We start from the raw sequence: 22,170 nt of genomic DNA, 5'->3' as shown, positions 1-22,170 counted from the left end.
CGTCAAGGGCGAGAACATTCCGGAGCCGGGCATCCCGGAATCGTTCAAGGTTCTGCTCAAGGAACTCCAGTCCCTGTGCCTCAATGTCGAGGTGCTGTCGGCCGACGGCGCGGCCATCGATCTGGGGCACGGGGACGACGACGAGCTCGAGCGCAGGACGACAAACCTCGGAATCACGCTGTCCAGGGACGAATCACCTTCGATCGACGAACTCACGAGCTGAGGGCCTCGGCAGCCGCGCGCCGGGTGCGCAGCGCGCGGCTGCACGGTGGCTCCGACCGAAATAACGCGATCCGCGCCGGCGCTCGGGAGCAGGATGTCGGAACGAGGTCGGTATGCGCCGTTCCGCCGTCGTTCCGGCCCGCGGCTACGGTCCTTCACCGGGAAGTGCGGCGCGGATCGTGGCCACATGCGCTGCCGCGCTGCCCGTGTTGTCGATCAGGATGCGCGGTTCGGTGAACGGCTCCCAGCGCCGGGCCCGCACCTGAGCCCAGGTCGGGTTGCCCTGCCCCGGCCGATCGGGTGTGCGGGACTCCACCCGGCGGCGATGTTCGGCCGCGTCCGAGCAGATCACCTCCACCCAGTGCAGCGGAACCTTCGATCCGAGCGCCAGGTCGCGCCACATCGTTCTGGCCTTCCGAAGGTTGTTGCACGCGTCGACGACCACGGTCCGCCCACCCAGTAGCTGGTCCTCGGCCACCCAGGCCGCCGCGACGTAACCGACAGGATTGTTCTCGAACGGCGTCAATGTCGATACGATCGCCGCCTCGAAGGTATCGATACGCAGGAATGTCGCACCGAGCTCGTCCGCGAGACCCCGTGCCAGGGTGGTCTTTCCGCATCCCGGGAGACCGGCGAACACCACCAGACGAGGAGACCCGGCTGCCATACGACCGATCCTAGGGGGCGCCTCCGAGCAGCGGTCCGGACGGGCGCAGATACCGGACCGCCCGCACAGCTGCCACCGTGCCGATCGAGCTAGCCGCGATCGGCACGACCACCCCGGGTGCCACCGGTGAAGGCGTCCCACTCGGCGGCGGTGAAAACCAGAGCCGGTCCGGCGGGGTTCTTGGAATCACGGACGCCGACACGCCCGCCGTCGAGGAATGCCACCTCCACACACTCCTTGGCGCCTCCGCTGCGACTGCTCTTGAACCATTTCGCCCCGGCCAGATCCACGTTCACGCTCGGTACTCCCTTGCCTTGTTCCGCAACGCCATTCGGGTGGCTGCATCGTCCACGGTCGCCTTGTTCAGCGTTGCGAAAGCTCGCTTGTACCGCTCGACGATACCGAGCTTTTCGGAGTACATATCGCTGGTGTAGTTCTCGGCATAGACGATGGTCGGTTCGACCGGCCTGCCATGGCCGTCCACATCGAATTCCAGGATTACGAACGGTCCGACCTGGTCGCCGGTCGGCATCCCGGCGGAGAAGGGCAGCAGGCGAATCGTGACGTCGGGCTGGGTGCCCGCGTCCGCCAGATGCATGAGCTGGGCCGCCATCGTCTTCGGCCCGCCGACCACACGGCACAGCGCTGTTTCGCAGAGGATCACATCCAGCCGAACGGGCCGCGTCTTACGGGTGACCAGCCGCTGGCGCAACACACGGGGCTCGATGCGGTTGGTGAGTTCCTCTTCGGTGTCGTCGGGGAAGGCGTTGCGGATGAGCACGCGAGCGTAGTCACTGGTCTGGAGCAGACCGGGCACCAGGTCGGGTTGGTAGCTGACGATCCGACGAGCTCCGGACTCCATCCCCATGTAGACACTGAAATTATCGGGGATGACACCACCGTATTCGTGCCACCACGACTTCTCCGCCGCTTGCTGGGCCAGTCCCCGCAACCCCGCCGCCTTGTCCTCGTCGATCTCGTAGATCTCGATCAACCCGTCCAGATCCCGGATGCGGATACGCTGGTTCTGCCCCGTTTCGATGCGTTGCAGGCTGCTCTTGCCCCACTCCATGAGCGCCGCCGCTTCGGCCATGGTCAGGCCGATCGCTTCTCGTGCTTCGCGCAGATATCGGCCGAGCTGCCGTCTGGTGATACTGCTGTCCCTATCAGTCAAAACCGTCCCCTTTTGGCTGGATGAGAGCTCCGAATCGCGAGATATGCATACTCGTAGTCCGCCGGCGGCACGCCGGTTTTCGGTTTTCTCGCGGGTTCGGGCCTCAGGTCGTCCTGGGGCGCGGGCGGGCTCGTGCGGGGGCGGGCGGGTGGGGGAGGTCCCGGTCACCCGGCGGCTATGGTCTCCCGCATGGCCGCAGCGGTGGTGGCCGGGTCGTAGCCGCGGGCGACGCCATCTACCAGAATCAGGTCGCCGTCGATATGCCGCGAGCGCAGCGGCGCGATTTCCCGGTAGGCGGGCGAATCCCACCAGGCCCGGGCCTCGTCGATCCCCGGGAAACCGATCATCACCACGAAACCGGGCCAGCGGCCTTCCTTCACCTCGTGCTGGGCGGCATGGACGAGGAACCGGCCGCCGAAGGGTTCGAGGGTGGCGGTGATGCGCTCCATGTACTCGGCGATCTCGGGGTGCGGATCGGCCGGCTGCAGGTGGGCGATGGCGTAGGCGGGCATTATGTCGTCCTCTCGATCGGTTCGATGTACCGATCATGACGGCGGGGCGACCGCGGCACGATTACCTCGGAGGTAAACGGATGGACTACCTGCGGGGTTATCGCCGCAATGCGGCGGCGAGGGCGGCGATCTGCTCGGCGGGCGGGTCGTATCCGGGGAAGTAGCAGCACACGCGGTCGGCGAATTCGCCGAAGCGCCGGAGGATCTCGGCGGCGCAGTCCTGTGGGGTGCCGCGGACGGCGAGGGTGTCGACCATATGGTCGGAGATCCGGTCGAACATGGTCATGATGTTGCCGGTTTTGGAGAGGGCGTTGAGTTCCGGTTGCAACTGTTCCCACCCCTCGACCTCGAGCACCGGCCGGTATGCCGGGGTCGAACTGTAGAAGGCCAGCAGGCCGCGTACCCCGGTCGAGGCCGCCGCGAGTTCCGCCGCCGACCTGCCCATCGCCACGATCACCTGGGGGTAGAGGGGGAATTCGGTGCGGCCCGCCTGCTTCATACCTTCCGCCACGGCGGGCAGTGTGCGCTCCCGGAAATGGCGATGGCTGTGGAAGGGCATCACCAGCAGTCCGTCCGCGACCTCCGCGGCGGTCCGGGTCATCAGCGGGCCGAGCGCACCGAGCAGTACCGGTGGGGGGCCGTACGGGTTGGGACCGGGGACGAAGGTGCTCGGCATGAGAGTGTGCCGGGTGTGCTCGCCGCGGAAATCCAACGGCGCGCCGTCCTGCCAGGCGTGCAGGATCGTGCGCACCGCCAGCACGATCTCGCGCATCCGGGCCGCCGGGGCGGACCAGGTGGCGCCGTAGCGCTTCTCGATATGGGGGCGGATCTGCGAACCGAGGCCGAGCCGGAACCGTCCACCCGACATCAGTTGCAGGTCCCATGCGGCATGCGCGAGGTGCATCGGGCTGCGCGGCATGGCGATCGCGACATTGGTCATCAGGTCGGCGTCCACCCGGCCGGCCACAGCGGCCAAGGGGAGCATCACATCGTGGGGACCTTCGAAAGTGAACAGCCCCGCCGCGCCGGCGTCGACGAGGGTCCGGGCGCGTTCGGCGCTGCGGTCCGGGCGGGCGTCCAACTGGAGATCGAGCAGCATCAGTTCATCCAAGTACACCCGGGCGGTCTCGAACAGGGGTCGGCCCGGTCCGATCCGGCATTGTGGCCGAACGGAAGTGGCCGAGGTGGACAGACCTGTACGCCTCTCCACCTCGTTTCGCCATTACCCTCCTGGCCGGTCGGCACCTCCGGCCGCGGATCCGCCTGTTGCGAGTGGAACCGGCCCCGCCAGTGCCCGGCGCATCACAGCCGAGCCCTGTTCGACGAATTCCGATATCGGCGCGGCGAGGTCATCCGGGAGGACGTCGGTGTGCCATACGAACAGTGTCCTGCCGCCCGTGTCCGGTAGCGCCTGCATGGAGGCGTGGTGATGGGACGGATGCAGGTTGCCACCGACGACGGTGTAGGCGACTCGTTTGCGCACCGGGTCGAGATCGACGAGCCGTTCGGTGACGATTGTGCCGTCGGCGAAGGTGACGGTCCGGGTATCGGCGTCCAGCCGGGTGCCGGTGACGAAACCGGGGGCGAGGCGCTCGTGCACCGCGCCGAAATCACCGAGTACCTCCCACACCTGCTCGGGCGTGGCGTCGACGACGAATTCCTTGTGAATGGATGCCATGGGGTCCTCCTGGTGTGTTGCGTACGCGCTCAGCATTCATTCCGGACCGTTCCGGGGTCTTGAAGATTTTTTGCGCGGCGCTACTTGTCGTAGCCTCGGCGTACGGTCCGCGAGTGCTGTCCGCTGAGCCCCTCGCTGCCCGGCCCGAGTTCGCCGTCACCGCGGTGACCTGCCGCTCCGATCACACCCGCTGGTCGGAGCCGGAGACGCGCGACGACCATCGCCTGGTACTCGTGCGTCGCGGCCGGTTCCGGCGACAGTCCGGCGGGGGCTCCACCGACCTGGATCCGACGGTCGGCTACCTGGGCGCGCCGGGCGAGGAGGAACGGTTCGCCCATCCCGCCGGCGGCGACATCTGCACCACGGTGACGCTCGCGCCCGAGCTCTGGGAGAGCCCGGTGCACACGGGAACGGTGTATGTCGACGCTCGTATCGAGCTCGCACACCGGCGACTGCTCGCCGCCGCCGGTGCCGGCGATATCGGCTACGCGCTGGCCGAGGAACTGTTACGGCTCGTCGCGCTCGCCGCCGGACAGTCGGGCCCCCGGCCGCGGCAGACCGACCGGGCGCTGGTCGCCGCGGCCCGCGCGGCGATCCTCGACGGCGCACCGGAGGCGGACGGGTTGCCGGCGCTGGCCGCCCTGCTGAAGGTCTCGCCGTACCGGCTGAGCCGGGTGTTCTCCCGGCACATGGGATTATCGCTGACCCGCTACCGCAACCGCGTACGCGTCGGCCGCGCCCTGGACCGGCTCACCGACGGCGACACCGGGCTCGCCGATCTCGCCGCGCACCTCGGTTTCGCCGACCAGGCGCATCTGACCCGCACCGTCCGCGCGCATCTCGGCCACACCCCGGTGGCATTGCGCCGGCTCCTCGCGGCACCGGCCACACCACAGCTGTCCGAACTCAGGCGAGACGGTCCAGGACAGCGGCCAGTTCGCGGGCCCGGAGGATGACACCGACGTGCCCGGCCGACAGCGTGTGGACATCGAACCTGTTGTCCGGCGTGAGGCGGTCGGCGTCGTCGATCATCTTCGTAACCAGGGCCGGGGACAGGACGTTGTCCCGGGTGAGACGGATATAGCTGCGGGGTACGCGGCCCCAGGTCTCGGCGTGGACCCGGGCGTCGGCGAATTGGGTGTGCGCGCCCTCCTCGGGCTGCATGCCGAAGTTGATCACAGCCAGGGTCTGGTCCAGCGTGGCCTCGGGCATGTTGATCCGCCGGAAGTCCTCGAGGGCTTCGTGATCGGCCGAGCGCAGGTTGAAACGAATGACGCCCGGGGGCACCGCGTCCAAGCCGAGGAACAGCGAGTGGTCCGGGTCGGCGACGGGGACGTCCCGGGTGGCCTCCGGGGTCTGGGCCAGGGCCATGGCGCTGGGCGCCGCGGCGGTGGACGGGCAGAACGCGGAGAGATAGACCAGCCGGTGGATGGCGTCGGGGATCTCGTTGGCGACCAGGCCGATGGTGACACCGCCGAGACTGGCGCCGACCAGGACGACAGGGCCGTGCCGCCGCACCGTGCGCACCACGTCGACCACATGGGCGACGTTGTCCTCGACGGTGATCCCGGCCATCGGCGACGGGGCGGCAGTGAATGCGGCGAGGTCCTGCGGGGCCTGGTAGGACAGCGGTATCCGGGCGTCGAGACCGTGTCCGGGCAGGTCCACGGGAAGGCTGCGGTGGCCGAGCAATGCGAGCTCACGGATCACCGGGGTCCAGAAGAAGCTGTTGCTCGCCAGTCCGTGCACGAATACGAATGTCGGTGCGGCGGTATCGCTTTCTGGAGTGCGGATGGGTTCGGACATGTTCCCCCGAGATCGGTGTAGGCGGTCGACGGGTTCTTACCCACCCCGGACGGCAGGCAACCGCCCGCTCCGCACCGCCTGCCACCGAGTCGATCCTCCGGCGCCGTTCACACCATGAAACGGCATTCGTATCCTCGTTACGTGACGGAGGGCTATGACGAGGTCGACGAAAAGATCATGGACGCCGCGCTCGACCGGATCCTGCAACTCGGGATCCGCCGCTCCAGCCTGGAGGACATCGCGCGCCGCGCCGGGATCAACCGGATCACCATCCACCGCAGATTCGCGGGTAAGGACAATCTCGTCGAAGCGGTGATCGAACGCGAAACCCGCCGGATGCTGGCCGAGGTCACCGCGATCGCCGCCGCCGCCGACGGCGTCGACGCCCAGATCGAGGAGACCACGCTGCACGTCCTGCTGCAGACCCGCATCCACCGGTTGGTCACCCACCTGCTGCGGGTCGCGCCGGACGAAGCGCTCAGTTTCTACACCGTGCAGGGCGAACACCTGGTCGGTCTCGGTATCGACTACATCTCCGGCATGCTCACCCACGCCCAGAACGCCGGCCTGATCGACCGCTACGACCCCCGCCCGGTCGCCGAACTGGTCGCCCGCCTCGCCCATTCGCTGATGCTCACCCCGGGTAACAGCGGCGGCACCGATTTCACCGATCCGGAACAAGCGCGCGCCTTCGTCCGCACGACCATCGTGCCGCTGATGAAACACGGCATTCCGGGTTCGCCCCAGGGAGATACCGATGACCCCCGCGGTCATCCCCGCTCACCATCCCGGCCGGACCCGTAGGGCGCCCGGCCCCTTCGCCGCACCGCGGTCCCGCGGCCCGCCCACCGCGACACCGCCGAACCGCCGTGGTGACACCCGCCCGGGCGATCAGGCCCGCGAGGAGGGTTCGGCGTGGTCGGCGAGCAGTGAGTCGAACTCGGCGGCGTAGGCGAGATGGCGGCGGAGCCGCTCGGCGCTGTCACGGGTCCGCTCGCGGCACTGCCGGAGGAACTCGCGGGCCCGGTCGCGTTGCGCGCTGCCGGTGGTGGGGTCGTCGAGGGCGTCGAAGGCATCGAGAAGCTGTTTCATCTCCGCCAGGCTGAACCCGAGGGGTTTCATGCGGCGGATGATCAGCAACCGGTCGACATCGGCGCCGGTATAAAGACGGAACCCGCCGGCCGACCGCGCCGACGGGATGACCAGCCTGACCTCCTCGTAATGACGGATCGTTTTGATCGACAACTCGGTGCGCTCCGCGACCTGGCCGATCTGCAGGAACCCGTCCGCGCCCGGTTCGCTCATCGGTCAGTGCGCTCCGGCCAGGTGACCGGAGAGGCGGCCGTGGCGGGCTTCGGATGCCGGGTTGAGGCCGACGATCTCCACGGTCTTGCCCTTGGCGGCGTATTTGGTGGTGATCGCGTCCAGGGTGGCGACGGTGGAGGCGTCCCAGATATGGGTTTCGGACATATCGATGACGATATGGTCCGGGTCGGTGGCGTAGTCGAACCGGTGGACCAGGTCGTTGCTGGAGGCGAAGAACAATTCTCCGCGCACCTTGTACACCCGGCGCCCCTCCAGCACACCGTCCTCGCCGATCCGCGGGTCGTTGAAGGCGGTGACCTGGGTGAAATGCGCGACGCGGTGGGCGAAGGCGATCATCGCGACCAGGACGCCGGCGATCACCCCGTAGGCGAGGTTGTGTGTGGCGACGGTGACCGCCACGGTGACGAGCATCACCGTGGTCTCCGCGATCGGCATGCGACGCAGGGTTTTCGGAGCGATGGAATGCCAGTCCATGGTGCCCACCGACACCATGATCATCACCGCGACCAGCGCCGCCATGGGGATCCGTGCGACCAGCCCGCCCAGGCCCACGACCAGGATCAGCAGGAATACCCCGGCCAGGAATGTGGAGATACGGGTGCGGGCGCCGGAAACCTTCACATTGATCATGGTCTGCCCGATCATCGCGCAGCCACCCATACCGCCGAACAACCCGGTGACCAGGTTGGCCACGCCCTGACCCCAGCCTTCGCGGGTCTTGTCGGAGCGGGTGTCGGTGATGTCGTCCACGAGTTCGGCGGTCATCAACGACTCCAGCAGTCCGACCAGAGCCATCGCCAGCGCATACGGCGCGATGATCCCGAGAGTGTCCAGGGTGAACGGAACATCCGGGACGAAGAACGCCGGCAGGCTCGACGGCAGTTCGCCTTCGTCCCCGACAGCGGGCACATTCAGCGTGAAAACCAACGTCACCGCCGTCAGCGCCACGATGGCCACCAGCGGCGCCGGAACCGCGGTGGTCAGCTTCGGCAGCAATACGATCACCGCCAGCCCGGCGGCGACCATCGGATACACCAACCACGGCACCCCGAACAGGTGCGGCAGCTGGGCGATGAAGATCAGGATCGCGAGCGCGTTGACGAAGCCGACCATCACACTGCGCGGGATGAACCGCATCAGCTTCGCCACACCGATCACGCTCAGCAGGATCTGCAGCACCCCCGCCAGCAGCACCGTGGCGACCAGATAGTCGAGGCCGTGCTCGCGCACCACGGGCGCGACGACCAGCGCGACCGCACCCGTGGCCGCGGAGATCATGGCGCGGCGCCCGCCCACGACGGCGATGGTGACCGCCATGGTGAACGACGCGAACAACCCGACCCGCGGATCGACGCCGGCGATGATGGAGAACGAAATCGCCTCCGGAATCAAGGCCAGTGCGACCACCAGCCCGGCCAGCACCTCGATCCGCAGTCGTTTCGGGCTGCGCAACGCCGCCCGCACCGAACCCTCGACCACCGCGGGCCGGTCGGCCGTGGAAACCATGGCAGAGACTCCGTCCAGAATCAGGTGCGCACACCGGCGCCGCCGGACGAGCCACGAGCTCACCGGCCGGAACAACGAAAGACAAGGGGAGGTGGCGGTCGGCCGAGCGACCGCGCCGGACCACCGGGCGGCCACACTGCCGCACCCGCCGGCGATCGATACGTGTTCGATCCGGGACGAATCTACCCTCCCGTCAGGGGAGAGTTGCAAGCTCATGGGAAAGAAGGTGGGGAGGGTCTCACTCCGCCACGTTCAGGTCCCGATTGCCCACCCGCCCGAGGAGCAACCGAGGGACTCGGTCGACGAGGGAGAACCTCGGGACGGGCAGGGTTGCTCGACGTCGACGACCGCACAGCCGGGAGCGTCACCCGCTGTGGCGCCCGCGGCAAGCCGCTGTCGGACAGGTAGGTTCGACCGAGTGGATGCGCACGTGGGAGGGATCGAACTGGTCGATATCCCGCCGGGGCAGGTGAAGTTGTCGGATCGGCGGACGCAACGCAGTTGGTCGGTGGAAGTCGGTCCGTACCGGCTGGGGGCCGTTCCGGTCACCCGATCGCAGTACGCGCAGGTCACCGGTCGTCCGGGCGGGAACCCGGGAGATCGGCGGCCCGCCGACAGTATCTCCTGGAACGAGGCGGTTCTGTTCTGCAACGCCCTGTCCGAACATGACGATCTGACACCGGCGTACCGCCTCGGCGCCGACGACGAGGTCACCCGGGTCGCGTCGGCCGACGGATATCGGCTGCCGACCGAGGCGGAGTGGGAACACGCGTGCCGCGCGGGCACCACCGGCCCGCGCTACGGCCGACTCGACGATATTGCCCGGTATCGGGGGAACTCCGAAGACCGACTGCCCGAGGTGGGGACCCGGCGGCCCAACGCGTGGGGGCTCTACGACATGCTCGGCACGGTCTGGGAATGGTGCTGGGACCTCTACGACCCGGAGGTCTACGGCAGCTACCGGGTGCTTCGCGGCGGCGGCTGGTTCGACGAACACTGGAGCTGCCGCGCCTCGGTCCGCCGCCGTAGTCATCCCACGGTCCGGCTCGACGATATCGGGTTCCGTGTCGCGCGGTCGGCGTCACGATGATCTGCCGATCGGCTCGAGCGACAGGCGAACTCGCCGCAACGAACTGGCCTTCCGCGGCCGCACCGGCTCGCAATCCGGGATCCCGGCCGGCTGCCGTGGCGGTCGGCGGCCTTTCGCCGAGCCCGGCCTCACCTCCGCGACCCGAGCGCATACAGCCGAAAATCCTGTCGTCGGGGCGGTGACCGCTCCGGCACACTGTCGGCGTGGCCGTAACGGAGAAGGCGGCGCCGGACCGGGCCCGGGCGACCGCGCTGAGCTCGCTCTCGTGGGTGCTGTTCGCGAGTTCGGGTCCGCTGGCCGCGGCGGTGATGACGACAGGCTGGTCTCCGGCGGCGGTGACCTCGGTGCGGCTCGCGTCGGCCGCGGCACTGCTGGTGCCGGTGGTCGCGGTGCTGCGGCCGGGGGCGTTGCGATTCGGCCGCGCCGACCTCTGGTTGCTGCTCGGCTATGGGCTGCTCGGTGTCGGCGGGGTGCAGTTGCTGTTCTTCGTGGCGGTGGCCCGGATTCCGGTGGGCGTGGCGATGGTGCTGGTCAGCGTGGCTCCGGCGCTGGTCGCGCTTTGGGTTCGGGTGGTGCGGGGCACCCGGCTGCCGCGGCTGGTGTGGGTGGGGATCGCCCTGGCCTCGGCGGGATCTGTTCTGGTCGCCCAGGTCTGGCAGGACACCGGGCTGGATCTGCTCGGCGTGGCGGCCGGGTTGGGTGCGGCGCTCTGCTCGGCCGGGTACTTCCTGCTCGGTGAGCACGGTGCGCGCAGGCACGACCCGGCGGGACTCACCGCGGTCGGGCTCGTGATCGGCGCGGTCCTGGTGGCAGTGATCGCTCCGCCGTGGACGCTGCCGTCGGATTCGCTCACCGCCGTCGCGGTACTGGGCGGTCTGCGGGTGCCGGTGTGGTCGGTGCTGCTCGCGCTGGCCGTGGCCGGTACCGTGCTGCCCTACCTGACGGGGCTGTGGGCGCTGCGCGACCTCCCCGTGGCCCTGGCCGGTGTGCTGGCACTGCTGGAACCGGTGGTCGCCGCCGCGCTGGCCTGGCTGCTGCTGGGCCAAGCGCTCGGGCCGGCGCAGCTGGCCGGGGCGGCGATCGTGCTCACCGGCGCGATACTGGTGCAACTGGCCGGGCCCGGGACGGTTCCGGGAGTGCGGGGCCGGCGCAGCGTGCGCCGGCCCCTCCCGCCCCACGCTGCCGGGCGACCCCTCAGGGCTCGAGGTCGACCACGCCTTTGCCGCTGGCGATATCGAGCGGCACCGACACCTGGTCGTGTGCGATCAACCAGGTGCCGTCGATCTTCCGCAGCCCGAACGTGACCCGCACCCACATGCCGCTCATCGCCGCCCCGGTCTTCAAGGTGCCGCCGAGACGAGCGAAGGCATGCCCGAACGCGACATCGTCGCCGATGGTGAAGGCCGGATCGCGAATCTCGTAGGTCACATTGTCGAGGAGCTGGAACACCCTCGCCCAGTTCGCCAGCTTCGCCGCGGTCCCGACGTGCTGGAGCGGTGGCTCGACATCGAAGGACACGACATCGGAGGTGTACAGCTGCCGCAGCGCCTCGAGATCTCCGGCCCGGAGTCCGTCGATCACCTTGTCGAGTTGCCGGTGGATCGCGGCCTCGTCGGCCTCGATGCGGTCAGCGTGTGACCGAGAGTCGTGCGGAGTCGTCATGATCAATTCCTTCCGGGTCGATGTTCGGAGTATCGAGGGCGGGCCGGCGTAGCGGCGCCAGGGCGGTGCTCCAGGCGAGAACCTGATCCAGCAGCGTGCCCAGGGCGGCGGCGTGGTGGTCGCGCGGTGTGAAGGTGGTGAAGTTCTCGAAATCGGTGTGCAGGGAGATCACGACCTGATGGCTCACATCGGCCATGCCCAGCGTGCTGCAGACCGCTCGGAGTTGCACCACCGCACGAGCTCCGCCGCCCGCCCCGTAGGAGACGAATCCGATCGCCTTGTCCGCCCACTCCGCGCACAGGTGGTCGATCGCGTTCTTCAGTACTCCGGGTGGGCCGCCGTTGTACTCCGGGGTCACCACCACGAAACCGTCGAACGGGGCGATTCGTTCGGCCCAGGCGCGGGTATGCGCGTGGACCGACGGACCGAACATCGGCGCCACGGGCTCGTCCAGATGCGGTAGCGGGTGGTCGCGCAGATCGATCAGTTCGAACTCGGCGTCGCCACGCTGTGCTGCCGTGTCCAGAACCCACCGGGCGACCTGTGGGCCGTTGCGGTTGGGCCGGGTACTGCCGAGAATGATGCCGATTCTGATCATTGTCCGAACTCCTGCTCTGCCGAGGGTGTCACGACTGTCCGACGAGACAGTCCCGCGGAATGTCAGGCCGCCTCACAAATCGGGTCGCCGATTCGTCGAGTTCGACAGAAGACGCGCAGATCGAAGGAGCCGACCATGACCGACCCGCACCTGCCCGCGGTGATCAGTGAACGCCGTCAGCTGATCAATATCGCCTACCGGCTGCTCGGCTCACTGGCCGAGGCCGAGGATGTGGTGCAGGAGACCTATGTGCGCTGGTACGCGCTGTCGGAGCGGCAGCGGCAGGAGGTCGCTGCGCCCGGCGCGTGGTTGACCACGGTCGCGGGCCGGATCTGCCTCGATCTGCTCGGCTCGGCGCGCAGCAGGCGGGAACGCTATGTCGGCGATTGGATTCCGGAACCGATACCCGGCAGGTCCGAATGGCTCGATGGTCCCGCATCCGCCGACCCGGCCGACCGGGTCACCCTCGACGAGTCGATCAGTATGGCCTTTCTCGTCGTGCTGGATTCCATGACACCGGCCGAACGGGTGGCGTTCGTGCTGCACGACGTCTTCCGTTACTCCTTCGCCGAGGTCGCCGATATCGTCGGACGCACTCCCGCGGCGTGCCGTCAGCTCGCCTCCAGCGCCCGCCGCCGTATCGACACCTCGCGGGGGTCGTCGAGCGCCGAACGCGCCGGAGTGGTCCGGGATTTCAAACGCGCCTGGCAGGCCCAGGATATCGAGGCCCTGATCGGCCTCCTCGACCCGCAAGCGCGGGCCACGGCCGACGGCGGCGGCCTGGCACCGGCTTTCCGCGAGCCGATCCACGGCGGCGAGCGGATCGCCCGCACCTGGCTGGAGATCGCCGCCCGCAGCCCCGCGTTCACCCTGCTGGAGCGCACGGTGAACGGCCAGCCCGGACTGGTGGCCCAGCTGGACGACACCATCGTCTCGGTGTACGCCTTCGATATCGCCGACGGCCTCATCACCCGCATCTGGGCGATCCGGAACCCGGAGAAACTGCGGCCCTGGACGGCCGCGAACGGCTGAGCGCCGGGTTCACGGATCAGGTTTCGCGGGTGGCGGGATGCCGGTATTCGAGGTACTCCGACGTCGGCTGGTAGGTCGCATCCAGTGTGACGTGCGCCTCCAACTCCGGATACGGCAGGTAGGCGCCCGATCGCGTCTGTTCGAGCCTGGTGGTGGGATGGACGACTCCGCGCACCGGGCCGATCAGATCGGTCTGGCTGTGCAGGTATCCGGCGATCGACTCGACCAGCTTCGGATCCGTGACGCCGGACCCTTGGGAAACCAGTACCACCGGCCGCCGCGATCCAGGGATGGTGTCGATCATCTCGTCGAACTCCGGACGGCGCGCAATCAGGTGGCCGAACTCCGCGCCACCCAGCCGCACCGGTTCCGCCCCCGTGCCATGGTCGAGCATGACCTCCGTATCGAGCGCACGGAACTTACCCACGACGAAGAACGGTTTCGCATCCCAGTCCTCCACCAATGAGGACGCTCGTTTGTGGTCGGCGCTGGACAGCACCGGGACCCGATTCGTGAAATGACCCAGCAATTGGCCGTCGGCCCACCTCGCGGCAGCGCGATCATCGTCGAAGTTCGCAGGTATCCGCAGGCCGACGACTTCGCGGTGATCGTTGTGCAACGGCCGTACGACGACCCGGTCCGGATCGACCGGTATACGTCTCCCGGACAGGCCGACGCCGTGCATATTCGCTCCACCGACGATGGTCCCCTCGAGTACCCGGCCGGTACCGCCGCCGGTATCCCCGGGATGGCCGGAATGATGCGTCAGCACGCCCGCTTTGCCCGAAACCTTGCGGGCGACCTCACCGGCCGCCGCGTCGACGACCCGGGTCATCCGATTCACGACGAGACGTCCGGCCTGCCACAGTTGGATCTCGCCTGCCACGCTCATGCACTTTCCGCTGCAACGATATACGCGTCGATTGTGCGACCCGTCCGGCGGCGGCATGCGGAGGGGCACGCGGGCCGTCGATCGGGCCGCAGTGACGACGATAGCTGTCATCCCTTGCCCGGATGGCGAAATCCTCATCCGTTCCAGATGCGGGCATCGCTATCGACACCGCGGACCGCATTCGCGCCGGGCTCCACGGGCTAGATGACACAGCATCGATCGTCGGGGTCGGACCCGATGGCCCGACGCCGGTACACATCGTCGCCGGCGCCGGGACGGCTCACAGACGTCTTCGACCGGACTCGCTTCCGGCAACCGCCGGAGTGGCACCGAAACGCGCGACGCCGGGCGCGCATACCTTCCGCGGAAGGACGCACGCCCGGCGTCGGGTAGGCGCCGAGACTCACTCGGTGGGCGCGAACGCCTCCTCGATGATCTCGGCCTGCTCCACCGCGTGCACCTTGCTCGAACCCGAGGACGGGGCCGACATGGCACGACGCGAGATACGGCGCAGGCGGCCCAGCCGCTCCGGCAGCAGCTCCGGCAGGTTCAGGCCGAAGAACGGCCACGCGCCCTGGTTCGCCGGCTCCTCCTGGACCCAGGCGATCTCGGTGGCGTTCGAGTACCGCTCCAGGGCCTCGTTCAACCGGAACTTGGGCAGCGGGTAGAGCTGCTCGACCCGGACGATGGCGACATCGTCACGCTTGCGCTTGGCCTTCGCGGCGGCCAGCTCGTAGTAGAGCTTGCCGCTGGTGAGCAGGATGCGCTTGACCGCGGCGCGGTCGCCGATGCCCTGTTCGTAGGTGGGCTCGTCGAACACCGAGCGGAACTTGCTCTCGGTGAAATCCTTGAGATCGCTGACGACGGCCTTGTTGCGCAGCATCGACTTCGGGGTGAAGACGATCAGCGGACGCCGGATACCGTCCAGCGCGTGCCGGCGCAGCAGGTGGAAGTAGTTCGCCGGGGTGGACGGCACCGCCACCGTCATCGAACCCTCCGCGCACAGCTGCAGGAAGCGCTCGATACGGCCGGAGGTGTGGTCCGGGCCCTGACCCTCGTGCCCGTGCGGCAGCAGCAGCACGACCTCGGACAGCTGGCCCCATTTGGCCTCACCGGAGGAGATGAACTCGTCGATGATCGACTGGGCGCCGTTGACGAAGTCACCGAACTGGGCCTCCCACAGCACCAGCGCGTCCGGGTTACCCAGCGAGTAGCCGTACTCGAAGCCGACGGCGGCGAACTCGCTCAGCGCCGAATCGTGCACCGCGAACCAGCCGGGGTTGGCGCTGTTGAGGTTGTGCAGCGGGGTGTACTCGGCCGCGGTCTTGCGGTCGATGATCACCGAATGGCGCTGGGTGAAAGTGCCGCGGCGCGAATCCTGGCCGGTCAGCCGGACCGCGCGACCCTCGTCGATCAGCGTGCCGAAGGCGAGCAACTCGGCGAACGCCCAGTCGACCTTGCCCTCGTAGGCCATCTCCCGGCGCTTCTCCAGCACCGGCTGCACCCGCGGGTGCACGCTGAAACCGTCGGGCACGTTCAGGAACGCGTCGCCGATCCGCTGCAGCACCGATTTGTCGACCGCGGTGAGCACGGTGGACGGGACCTGCTGATCGTCCTCCACCGATGCGCTTGGTCCCTGGGGATACTTCTCCAGCTCCCGGACCTCGTTGAAGACCCGCTCCAACTGGCCCTGGTAGTCGCGCAGCGCGTCCTCGGCCTCTTTCAGCGAGATATCGCCGCGGCCGATCAGGCTTTCGGTGTAGCTCTTGCGGACACTGCGCTTGGTGTCGATGACGTCGTACATGTACGGCTGGGTCATCGAGGGGTCGTCGCCCTCGTTGTGACCGCGACGGCGGTAGCAGATCAGGTCGATGACCACGTCCTTGCGGAACTTCTGCCGGAAATCGACCGCCAGGCGCGCGACCCAGTCGCACGCCTCCGGGTCGTCGCCGTTGACGTGGAAGATCGGGGCGCCGATGAACTTGGCGATATCGGTGGAGTACTCGGTGGACCGGCTGTTCTCCGGGGCCGTGGTGAAACCGATCTGGTTGTTCACCACGATGTGGATGGTGCCGCCCACGCGGTACCCGCGCAGGCCCGACAGGTTCAGCGTCTCGGCCACCACACCCTGGCCGGCGAACGCGGCGTCACCGTGCAGCATCAGCGGTACGACCGAGAAGCCCTCGGGGCCGTCGCCCTTGTCCAGCAGGTCCTGCTTGGCGCGGACCAGACCCTCGAGTACCGGGTCGACCGCTTCCAGATGCGAGGGGTTGGCGGTCAGCGAGACCTCGATCTCGTTGTCGCCGAACATCTGCAGGTAGTTGCCGCGCGCACCGAGGTGGTACTTCACATCGCCCGAGCCGTGGGTGGCGGCCGGGTTCATATTGCCCTCGAACTCGGTGAAGATCTTCGAGTAGGGCTTGCCCACGATATTGGCCAGCACATTGAGGCGGCCGCGGTGCGGCATACCGATGATGACCTCGTCGAGCGCGTACTCGGCGCACTGGTCGATCACGGCGTCCATCATCGGGATGACGGTTTCGGCGCCCTCCAGCGAGAAGCGCTTCTGGCCGACGTACTTGGTCTGCAGGAAGGTTTCGAACGCCTCGGCCGCGTTGAGCCGGTTCAGGATGTACTTCTGCTGGGCGACGGTCGGCTTGACGTGCTTCTGCTCGACCCGGTCCTGCATCCACTTGAGCTGGTCTTCTTCGAGGATGTGGGTGTACTCCACACCGACGTGGCGGCAGTAGGAATCGCGCAGTACCGACAGCACATCGCGCAGCTTCATCCGCTCTTCGCCGTGGAAACCGCCGACATTGAACTCGCGGTCCAGATCCCACAGGGTGAGGCCGTGCTGCGTGACGTCCAGATCGGGGTGGCTGCGGAACTTGTCCTTGACCAGGCGCAGCGGATCGGTGTCGGCCATCAGGTGACCGCGGTTGCGGTAGGCGGCGATCATCTCGAGCACCCGGGTGCTCTTGTCGACGCCGCGTTCCTTGATGTCCTTGCGCCAGCGCACCGGCTCGTAGGGCACGGCCAGACCGTGGAAGATCTCGTCGTAGAACTCGTCCGCGATGAGCAGCTTGTGGATGGTGCGCAGGAAATCGCCGGATTCCGCGCCCTGGATGATGCGGTGATCGTAGGTGGAGGTCAGCGTCATGAGCTTGCCGATACCGATATCGGCGATCCGCTCGTCGCTCATCCCCTGGAACTCCGCCGGGTACTCCATGGCGCCCGCGCCGATGATCGCGCCCTGGCCCTGCATCAGCCGCGGTACGGAATGCACGGTGCCGATGGTGCCCGGGTTGGTCAGCGAGATGGTGACCCCGCTGAAGTCCTCGGCGGTCAGTTTGCCGTCGCGGGCGCGGCGGACGATGTCCTCGTAGGCGGTGTGGAACTGACCGAAGGTCATGTCCTCGGTGCCCTTGATGGCGGCGACGACCAGGGACCGGCTGCCGTCCTTACCGGGCAGGTCGATGGCCAGACCGAGGTTGGTGTGCGCGGGGGTGACCGCGTTCGGCTTACCGTCGACCTCGGCGAAATGCCGGTTCATGTTCGGGAACGCCTTCACCGCCTGCACGATCGCGTAGCCGAGCAGATGGGTGAAGGAGATCTTGCCGCCCCGGGTGCGGGCGAGATGGTTATTGATGACCAGCCGGTTGTCGATCATCAGCTTGGCCGGCACGGCCCGCACGCTGGTGGCGGTCGGGATGCTCAGCGACGCCGACATGTTCTTGGCGACCGCGGCGGCGGCACCACGCAGCACCTTCTTCTCGTCCGCGGCCGGAGCCGGCTTGGGCGCACCCGAGGTGGCGGCGGCATTGGACGCCGGGGCCGGGGTCGTCTGCGGGGCCCGCTGCTGGGCGGCCGCGGTGGTCCGCGCGGCGGTGGTGGCGGCCGGGGCGGACTTCGGCGCGGCGGCCGGCGCGGACGTGGTGGCCGGAGCGGTCGGGGCGGTGGCCCGGGTCCGGACCGAAGAATTTTCGGCGGGCACGGCGGCAGGGGCGGATTTCACCGCCGACGTCGGAGCCGTCGGCGCCGGAGCAGACTGGGTGTTACCGGAATCACCGGAGATCTCGGGGGTGTAGTCGGCGAGGAACTCGTGCCAGCTGGCGTCGACCGAGGATGGATCCTGTTTGAACTTCTGATACATCTCGTCGACCAGCCACTGGTTCTGACCGAACTGGGATTTTGAGCTGCTCACAGCAGGTGTTCGCCTCATTTCGTTCTTCGCGCTGCGACGTTTGTGACGTGCCCGGCACAGGGCCTCGGCGGATGGGTACCGATACGCCCTGAAGACGAGGATATGCCCCCGCGCACATCCGCTCGGTCACCGACCACCGGACAATCCCGACCTCATTGTTGACGACTCGTCCTCGACCGAGAATATTCCTTCGCCGCTTCCGGCCGCTGTCCAGAGGCGGGCATAGTGCCCACCGGCCGCCACGAGCTCGGCATGAGTGCCCACTTCGACGATCCGGCCGTGCTCCACCACGGCGATCCGATCGGCCCGCGCGGCCGTGGCCAGCCGGTGCGCGACCACCACGGTCGTGCGGTGGCGAGCCAGCGATCCGGTCGCGGCCAGCACTTTCTCCTCGGTGTCGGGGTCGAGGGTGGCGGTCGCCTCGTCGAGCAGCAACAGATCGGGGTCCACCAGCTGGGCACGGGCCAGCGCGATGAGCTGACGCTGACCCGCCGAGAGCCCGCGCCCGCGCTCGCCCACCGGCCGCCCGAATCCGCCGGGCAGGCCGGCGATCATCTCCCGCGCACCGACCGCGCGGGCGGCCGCCTCGATCTCCGCCTCGGACGCGTCAGGTTTCCCGAATGCAATGTTGCTCGCGATATCGCCGGTGAACAGGTGAGCTTCCTGCGGGACCATCCCGAGCCGGGCACGGTAGCGGTCCAGCCGGTAGTCGCGGATATCGACGCCGTCCACCCGGATGACCCCGGTATCGGCGCCGGAGAGGTCGTAGAGGCGGGCGAGCAGTTTGACGATGGTGGATTTCCCGGCGCCGGTCGCCCCCACCAGAGCCAGCGATTGCCCGGGCGCGACCGCCAGATCCACATCGTCGAGAGCGAAACGCTCGGTGCCCGGGTAGCGGAAACGCACCGCGTCGAGCGCCAGATCACCCCGCAGGCCCGCCGCGATCGGATCGGCGTCGGGTGGATCGGCACCGATGGAGGACGGGGTGCGCAGCAGCTCGCCGATACGGCGCAGACCCACCCGCGCCTGCTGGTACCCGTCGAACACCTGCGACAGCTGCTGGACCGGACCGAACAGCAGTTCCAGATACAGCACGAAGGCGACCAGGGTGCCGGTGCTGGTGGTACCGGCGGCCACCGCGTGCGCCCCGGTGAACACCACCAGGGCCAGCGCCAGATCGGTCCACGCCGCCACGAACGCGAAGTACAACGCGATGGCGCGCTGCGCTCGCATCCGGCTGCGCCGGTACTTCGTGGAGTATTCGGCGAACCGGTGGGCCGCGAGCCGTTCGTGCCGATTGGCCTGCACCGCCCGTAGGCCCGCGATGTTCTCCTGGAAATCCGCGTTGACCGTGGAGACCCGTTCCCGGGAGACGGTGTAGGCCACCGAGGCGACCCGGCGGAACACCGCCGTGGCGATGATCAGCGGCGGCAGCACCCCGAGCAGGACCACCAGGGCGAGCCGCAGATCGATCACCACCAGCGCGACCGCGATACCGCCCAGCGACAGCACACTCACCAGCGCGGTGGACACCCCGGTCTGCAGGAAGGTGGACAGGGCGTCCACATCGGTGGTCATCCGGGTCATGATCCGGCCGGACAGTTCGCGTTCGTAGTAGTCCAGCCCGAGCCGTTGCAGGTGGGCGTAACTGCGGACACGCAATCCGTACAGCACCCGTTCGCCGGTGCGGGAGGTGAACAGGGTGGTCGCGGCGGCGACCACCCAGCCCGCCAGCACCAGTCCGGTACCGAGTGCGGCCGACCAGGTGAGGGCGGCCGGCTGCCCACCGGTGACGCCGGCGTCGATCGCATGGCGGACCAGCGGCGGAAAACCGATCCCGATCAACGCGTCGAGTGCCAGCAGGGCCACCGAGGCCAGCACCAGGGTGCGCACCGGCCACAGCAGCCGGCCGAGGCGGAACCCCGGATCCGGCTTCCGGAGCCGGGACTCGTCCAGCCCCGGCCGTTCGGTGGCGGCGGGCAGCGCATCGATGGCACGGCGCAGTTCGGGGGTCGCGCCGAGGTCGGGCGTGGGGCCGAAGCGGTCGGCGGACGCGGCGGGGGGCAGCCGGTCGGGCTGATAGACCGGGCCGGCGACCGGCACGGTGTCCGGTTCGGGCAGGCGGATCACCCGGTCGGCATGGGCGAGGGTCGACTCGCGATGGGCCAGGATGATGGTAGTGCGGGTGCCCTGATCGGGCAGTGCGCCGAAGATGGCGGCCTCGGTCACCGCGTCCACCGCGGAGGTGGCGTCGTCGAGCACCAGAATGCGCGGCCGGGCCAGTAACGCCCGGGCCAGGGCGATGCGCTGCCGCTGACCGCCGGAGAGGGTGAGCCCGCGTTCCCCCACGACGGTGTCGTAGCCGTCCGGCAGCTGTTCGATGAACTCGTCGGCGGCGGCCTGTCGCGCGGCGGCCCGGATCTCGTCGGGTGTGGCGTCGGGCCTGCCGAGGGCGATATTGGCGGCCACGCTGGAACTGAACAGGAACGGATCGTCGAAGACCACGCCCACCGCGGCGCGCAACTGCGCGGCGGACACCTCGGCGATATCCACCGGCTGCGCGGCACCGGTGCCCAGCAGCCGGATCCGGCCGGCATCGGGCGCGTAGAACCGGGGTAGCAGCAGCGACAGCGTGGTCTTGCCCGAGCCCGCCGGACCGATGATCGCCACCGTCTCGCCCGGCCGGACCCGCAGGTCCAGGTCGCGCAGGACCGGTTGCGCGGGGTCGAAGCCGAAGCTCACCCCGTCGAGTTCGATACCCAGCGGGCCCTCCGGCACCGGGACCGGTCGCGGCGGATCGGCCACCGCCGGACCGGCGTCGATCACCTGATACACCCGTTCGGCCGCGGCCCGGGTGAGCTGGGCCAGGATGAGCACCGACGCCATGGTGCGGGCGGTGGTGGTCATGGTGGTGACATAGGCGCTGAACGCGAGGAAGGTGCCCAGACCGATCTGACCGTGCAACGCGAGCCAGCCGCCGACGGCGATCACCACCACCAGACCCGCCTGCGGGATGGCCGCCAATGTGGGGGAGAAGCGGGCATTGATCCGGGCCGCGCGCATCCGCTCGGCGAACAACCGGCGGCCGTGCTGTTCGAGCACATCGACCATCCGGGCTTCCTGGCCGAACCCCTTCACCACCCGGACCCCGGTGACGGTCTCCTCCACGTGCTGGGCGAGTTCGGCGGCCCGCTGCTGGGCCGACCAGGTGGCGGCGTGCAGCTTGGGCCGCATCCGGTACACCACCACGATCACCAGCGGCACCATCAGCAGCGCCACCGCCGCCAGCGGCGGGGACAACCACAGCATCACCGCGGCGGCGAGCACGAACTGCAGAAACGACATGCCCGAGAGCGGGGCCATCGCCAGCAGCGATTGCACCAGCTGGAGATCGGTGATCGAACGGGAAACCACCTGCCCGGTGCGCAGCGCGTCCTGGCCGGCGCCGTCCAGCCGCTGCAACGATCCGAGCAGCTGCACCCGCAGCCCGTGCTGGACGTCCAGTGACAATTTGCCGGCCAGCATCCGCCGCCCGAAGGACGCCGCGAACCGGCCCGCCGCCAGCAGGGCCAGCAGTCCGGCGACGATACCGATCACCCGGGTGGCCCCGCTGGTGGCCGAATCGACGGCCCATTTGGTGAGCAGCGGTGCCACGATCTCGGCCGCCGCGCCGGCCACCAGGGCCACGGCGATACCGGCCAGCGTGCCCCCGAAACGCCGGCACTCCGACCACAGCCTGCGAAGCCATCCCGGCCGCGCGCCGCTACCCATGAGCCCCCCTTCACCTCGACCTGTCATCGA

20 protein-coding genes are annotated in these 22,170 nt (G+C 68.6%); 6 read left to right on the top strand and 14 right to left on the bottom strand.

What is annotated here, in order from left to right; translation table 11 throughout:
• Positions 1–223, top strand: a 223-nt coding sequence (locus IG75_RS0124410) for a hypothetical protein (protein WP_030525971.1), incomplete at its 5' end; no start/stop codon positions are given.
• 144 nt (positions 224–367) lie between these two features.
• Here the strand turns inward: IG75_RS0124410 and IG75_RS0124405 are convergent.
• The 6 genes from IG75_RS0124405 to IG75_RS0124380 all read right to left on the bottom strand — a co-directional run bounded on the left by IG75_RS0124405 (position 368) and on the right by IG75_RS0124380 (position 4,253).
• The gene (locus tag IG75_RS0124405; protein WP_030525727.1) at positions 368–889 is read right to left on the bottom strand and encodes a P-loop nucleotide/nucleoside kinase family protein; all 522 of its coding nucleotides are present in this window, start codon (positions 887–889) and stop codon (positions 368–370) included.
• Positions 890–978: 89 nt separating this feature from the next.
• Positions 979–1,185 (bottom strand): DUF397 domain-containing protein, encoded by a 207-nt coding sequence (locus tag IG75_RS0124400; RefSeq protein ID WP_030525726.1) that lies wholly within the window; start codon positions 1,183–1,185, stop codon positions 979–981.
• Entirely contained in the window at positions 1,182–2,063 is an 882-nt protein-coding gene (locus IG75_RS0124395) for a helix-turn-helix domain-containing protein (RefSeq protein WP_030525725.1), read from the bottom strand. Before IG75_RS0124395 ends, IG75_RS0124400 begins: the two co-directional genes overlap by 4 nt.
• 164 nt (positions 2,064–2,227) lie before the next feature.
• Positions 2,228–2,575, bottom strand: coding sequence for a DUF1330 domain-containing protein (locus tag IG75_RS0124390; RefSeq protein ID WP_030523263.1), 348 nt, complete (start codon positions 2,573–2,575; stop codon positions 2,228–2,230).
• A 97-nt stretch (positions 2,576–2,672) separates the two neighbouring features.
• Positions 2,673–3,674 (bottom strand): TIGR03617 family F420-dependent LLM class oxidoreductase, encoded by a 1,002-nt coding sequence (locus IG75_RS0124385; protein WP_030523264.1) that lies wholly within the window; start codon positions 3,672–3,674, stop codon positions 2,673–2,675.
• 123 nt (positions 3,675–3,797) lie between these two features.
• Positions 3,798–4,253: an SRPBCC family protein gene (locus tag IG75_RS0124380; protein WP_030523265.1), complete on the bottom strand. Its 456-nt coding sequence runs from the start codon at positions 4,251–4,253 to the stop codon at positions 3,798–3,800.
• Between the two features lie 113 nt (positions 4,254–4,366).
• Here IG75_RS0124380 and IG75_RS0124375 point away from each other — a divergent pair, with 113 nt between their 5' ends.
• Complete coding sequence (locus tag IG75_RS0124375) at positions 4,367–5,209, top strand: helix-turn-helix domain-containing protein (RefSeq protein ID WP_063834184.1); 843 nt, start codon at positions 4,367–4,369, stop codon at positions 5,207–5,209.
• Here IG75_RS0124375 and IG75_RS0124370 read toward each other — a convergent pair.
• Positions 5,160–6,059 carry an alpha/beta hydrolase gene (locus IG75_RS0124370; protein WP_030523267.1) on the bottom strand — a complete coding sequence of 300 codons (900 nt, stop codon included), beginning with the start codon at positions 6,057–6,059 and terminating at the stop codon, positions 5,160–5,162. The genes IG75_RS0124375 and IG75_RS0124370 overlap by 50 nt on opposite strands.
• 141 nt (positions 6,060–6,200) lie before the next feature.
• On the opposite strand from IG75_RS0124370, the gene IG75_RS0124365 reads away from it, so the two are divergent.
• Positions 6,201–6,863: a TetR/AcrR family transcriptional regulator gene (locus IG75_RS0124365; protein WP_030523268.1), complete on the top strand. Its 663-nt coding sequence runs from the start codon at positions 6,201–6,203 to the stop codon at positions 6,861–6,863.
• Between the two features lie 87 nt (positions 6,864–6,950).
• Here the strand turns inward: IG75_RS0124365 and IG75_RS0124360 are convergent, their stop codons facing one another.
• Both IG75_RS0124360 and IG75_RS0124355 read right to left on the bottom strand, forming a co-directional pair.
• On the bottom strand, positions 6,951–7,364 hold the full coding sequence (locus IG75_RS0124360; RefSeq protein WP_030523269.1) for a MerR family transcriptional regulator: 414 nt from the start codon (positions 7,362–7,364) through the stop codon (positions 6,951–6,953).
• A gap of 3 nt (positions 7,365–7,367) precedes the next feature.
• Entirely contained in the window at positions 7,368–8,891 is a 1,524-nt protein-coding gene (locus IG75_RS0124355; RefSeq protein WP_030523270.1) for a SulP family inorganic anion transporter, read from the bottom strand.
• 445 nt (positions 8,892–9,336) lie between these two features.
• On the opposite strand from IG75_RS0124355, the gene IG75_RS0124350 reads away from it, so the two are divergent.
• Positions 9,337–9,981 carry a formylglycine-generating enzyme family protein gene (locus tag IG75_RS0124350; protein WP_245713264.1) on the top strand — a complete coding sequence of 215 codons (645 nt, stop codon included), beginning with the start codon at positions 9,337–9,339 and terminating at the stop codon, positions 9,979–9,981.
• 203 nt (positions 9,982–10,184) lie between these two features.
• Positions 10,185–11,285: an EamA family transporter gene (locus IG75_RS0124345; protein ID WP_081877056.1), complete on the top strand. Its 1,101-nt coding sequence runs from the start codon at positions 10,185–10,187 to the stop codon at positions 11,283–11,285.
• Here the strand turns inward: IG75_RS0124345 and IG75_RS0124340 are convergent.
• The gene (locus IG75_RS0124340) at positions 11,176–11,643 is read right to left on the bottom strand and encodes a YybH family protein (RefSeq protein WP_030525968.1); all 468 of its coding nucleotides are present in this window, start codon (positions 11,641–11,643) and stop codon (positions 11,176–11,178) included. The genes IG75_RS0124345 and IG75_RS0124340 overlap by 110 nt on opposite strands.
• Entirely contained in the window at positions 11,609–12,241 is a 633-nt protein-coding gene (locus IG75_RS0124335) for an NADPH-dependent FMN reductase (RefSeq protein WP_051714868.1), read from the bottom strand. The genes IG75_RS0124340 and IG75_RS0124335 overlap by 35 nt, the downstream gene beginning before the upstream one ends.
• Positions 12,242–12,376: 135 nt before the next feature.
• Between IG75_RS0124335 and sigJ the strand changes: the two genes are divergently transcribed.
• Positions 12,377–13,273 carry an RNA polymerase sigma factor SigJ gene (gene sigJ, locus IG75_RS0124330; protein ID WP_030523275.1) on the top strand — a complete coding sequence of 299 codons (897 nt, stop codon included), beginning with the start codon at positions 12,377–12,379 and terminating at the stop codon, positions 13,271–13,273.
• Between the two features lie 16 nt (positions 13,274–13,289).
• Here sigJ and IG75_RS0124325 read toward each other — a convergent pair whose 3' ends face one another.
• The 3 genes from IG75_RS0124325 to IG75_RS0124315 all read right to left on the bottom strand — a co-directional run bounded on the left by IG75_RS0124325 (position 13,290) and on the right by IG75_RS0124315 (position 22,140).
• Positions 13,290–14,165, bottom strand: coding sequence for a hypothetical protein (locus IG75_RS0124325; RefSeq protein ID WP_030523276.1), 876 nt, complete (start codon positions 14,163–14,165; stop codon positions 13,290–13,292).
• 403 nt (positions 14,166–14,568) lie between these two features.
• On the bottom strand, positions 14,569–18,387 hold the full coding sequence (locus tag IG75_RS0124320; RefSeq protein WP_168165639.1) for a multifunctional oxoglutarate decarboxylase/oxoglutarate dehydrogenase thiamine pyrophosphate-binding subunit/dihydrolipoyllysine-residue succinyltransferase subunit: 3,819 nt from the start codon (positions 18,385–18,387) through the stop codon (positions 14,569–14,571).
• A 108-nt stretch (positions 18,388–18,495) separates the two neighbouring features.
• A complete protein-coding gene (locus IG75_RS0124315; RefSeq protein WP_051714867.1) occupies positions 18,496–22,140 on the bottom strand; it encodes an ABC transporter ATP-binding protein in 3,645 nt (1,214 codons plus the stop codon).
• Between the last annotated feature and the right edge of the window lie 30 nt (positions 22,141–22,170).

The sequence above is a fragment of the Nocardia rhamnosiphila NBRC 108938 genome, from assembly GCF_000720425.1.
In the GTDB taxonomy this organism is placed as follows: Bacteria; Actinomycetota; Actinomycetes; order Mycobacteriales; family Mycobacteriaceae; genus Nocardia; species Nocardia rhamnosiphila.
This window is presented reverse-complemented; position numbering and strand designations above follow the sequence as displayed.

Coding starts and splice junctions, on each gene's coding strand:
- IG75_RS0124340 (WP_030525968.1), bottom strand. CDS start 11,643: ATGACGACTCCGCACGACTCTCGGTCACACGCTGACCGCATCGAGGCC.
- IG75_RS0124315 (WP_051714867.1), bottom strand. CDS start 22,140: ATGGGTAGCGGCGCGCGGCCGGGATGGCTTCGCAGGCTGTGGTCGGAG.
- IG75_RS0124325 (WP_030523276.1), bottom strand. CDS start 14,165: ATGAGCGTGGCAGGCGAGATCCAACTGTGGCAGGCCGGACGTCTCGTC.
- IG75_RS0124405 (WP_030525727.1), bottom strand. CDS start 889: ATGGCAGCCGGGTCTCCTCGTCTGGTGGTGTTCGCCGGTCTCCCGGGA.
- IG75_RS0124370 (WP_030523267.1), bottom strand. CDS start 6,059: ATGTCCGAACCCATCCGCACTCCAGAAAGCGATACCGCCGCACCGACA.
- sigJ (WP_030523275.1), top strand. CDS start 12,377: ATGACCGACCCGCACCTGCCCGCGGTGATCAGTGAACGCCGTCAGCTG.
- IG75_RS0124390 (WP_030523263.1), bottom strand. CDS start 2,575: ATGCCCGCCTACGCCATCGCCCACCTGCAGCCGGCCGATCCGCACCCC.
- IG75_RS0124385 (WP_030523264.1), bottom strand. CDS start 3,674: ATGCTGCTCGATCTCCAGTTGGACGCCCGCCCGGACCGCAGCGCCGAA.
- IG75_RS0124380 (WP_030523265.1), bottom strand. CDS start 4,253: ATGGCATCCATTCACAAGGAATTCGTCGTCGACGCCACGCCCGAGCAG.
- IG75_RS0124360 (WP_030523269.1), bottom strand. CDS start 7,364: ATGAGCGAACCGGGCGCGGACGGGTTCCTGCAGATCGGCCAGGTCGCG.
- IG75_RS0124355 (WP_030523270.1), bottom strand. CDS start 8,891: ATGGTTTCCACGGCCGACCGGCCCGCGGTGGTCGAGGGTTCGGTGCGG.
- IG75_RS0124335 (WP_051714868.1), bottom strand. CDS start 12,241: ATGATCAGAATCGGCATCATTCTCGGCAGTACCCGGCCCAACCGCAAC.
- IG75_RS0124320 (WP_168165639.1), bottom strand. CDS start 18,387: ATGAGGCGAACACCTGCTGTGAGCAGCTCAAAATCCCAGTTCGGTCAG.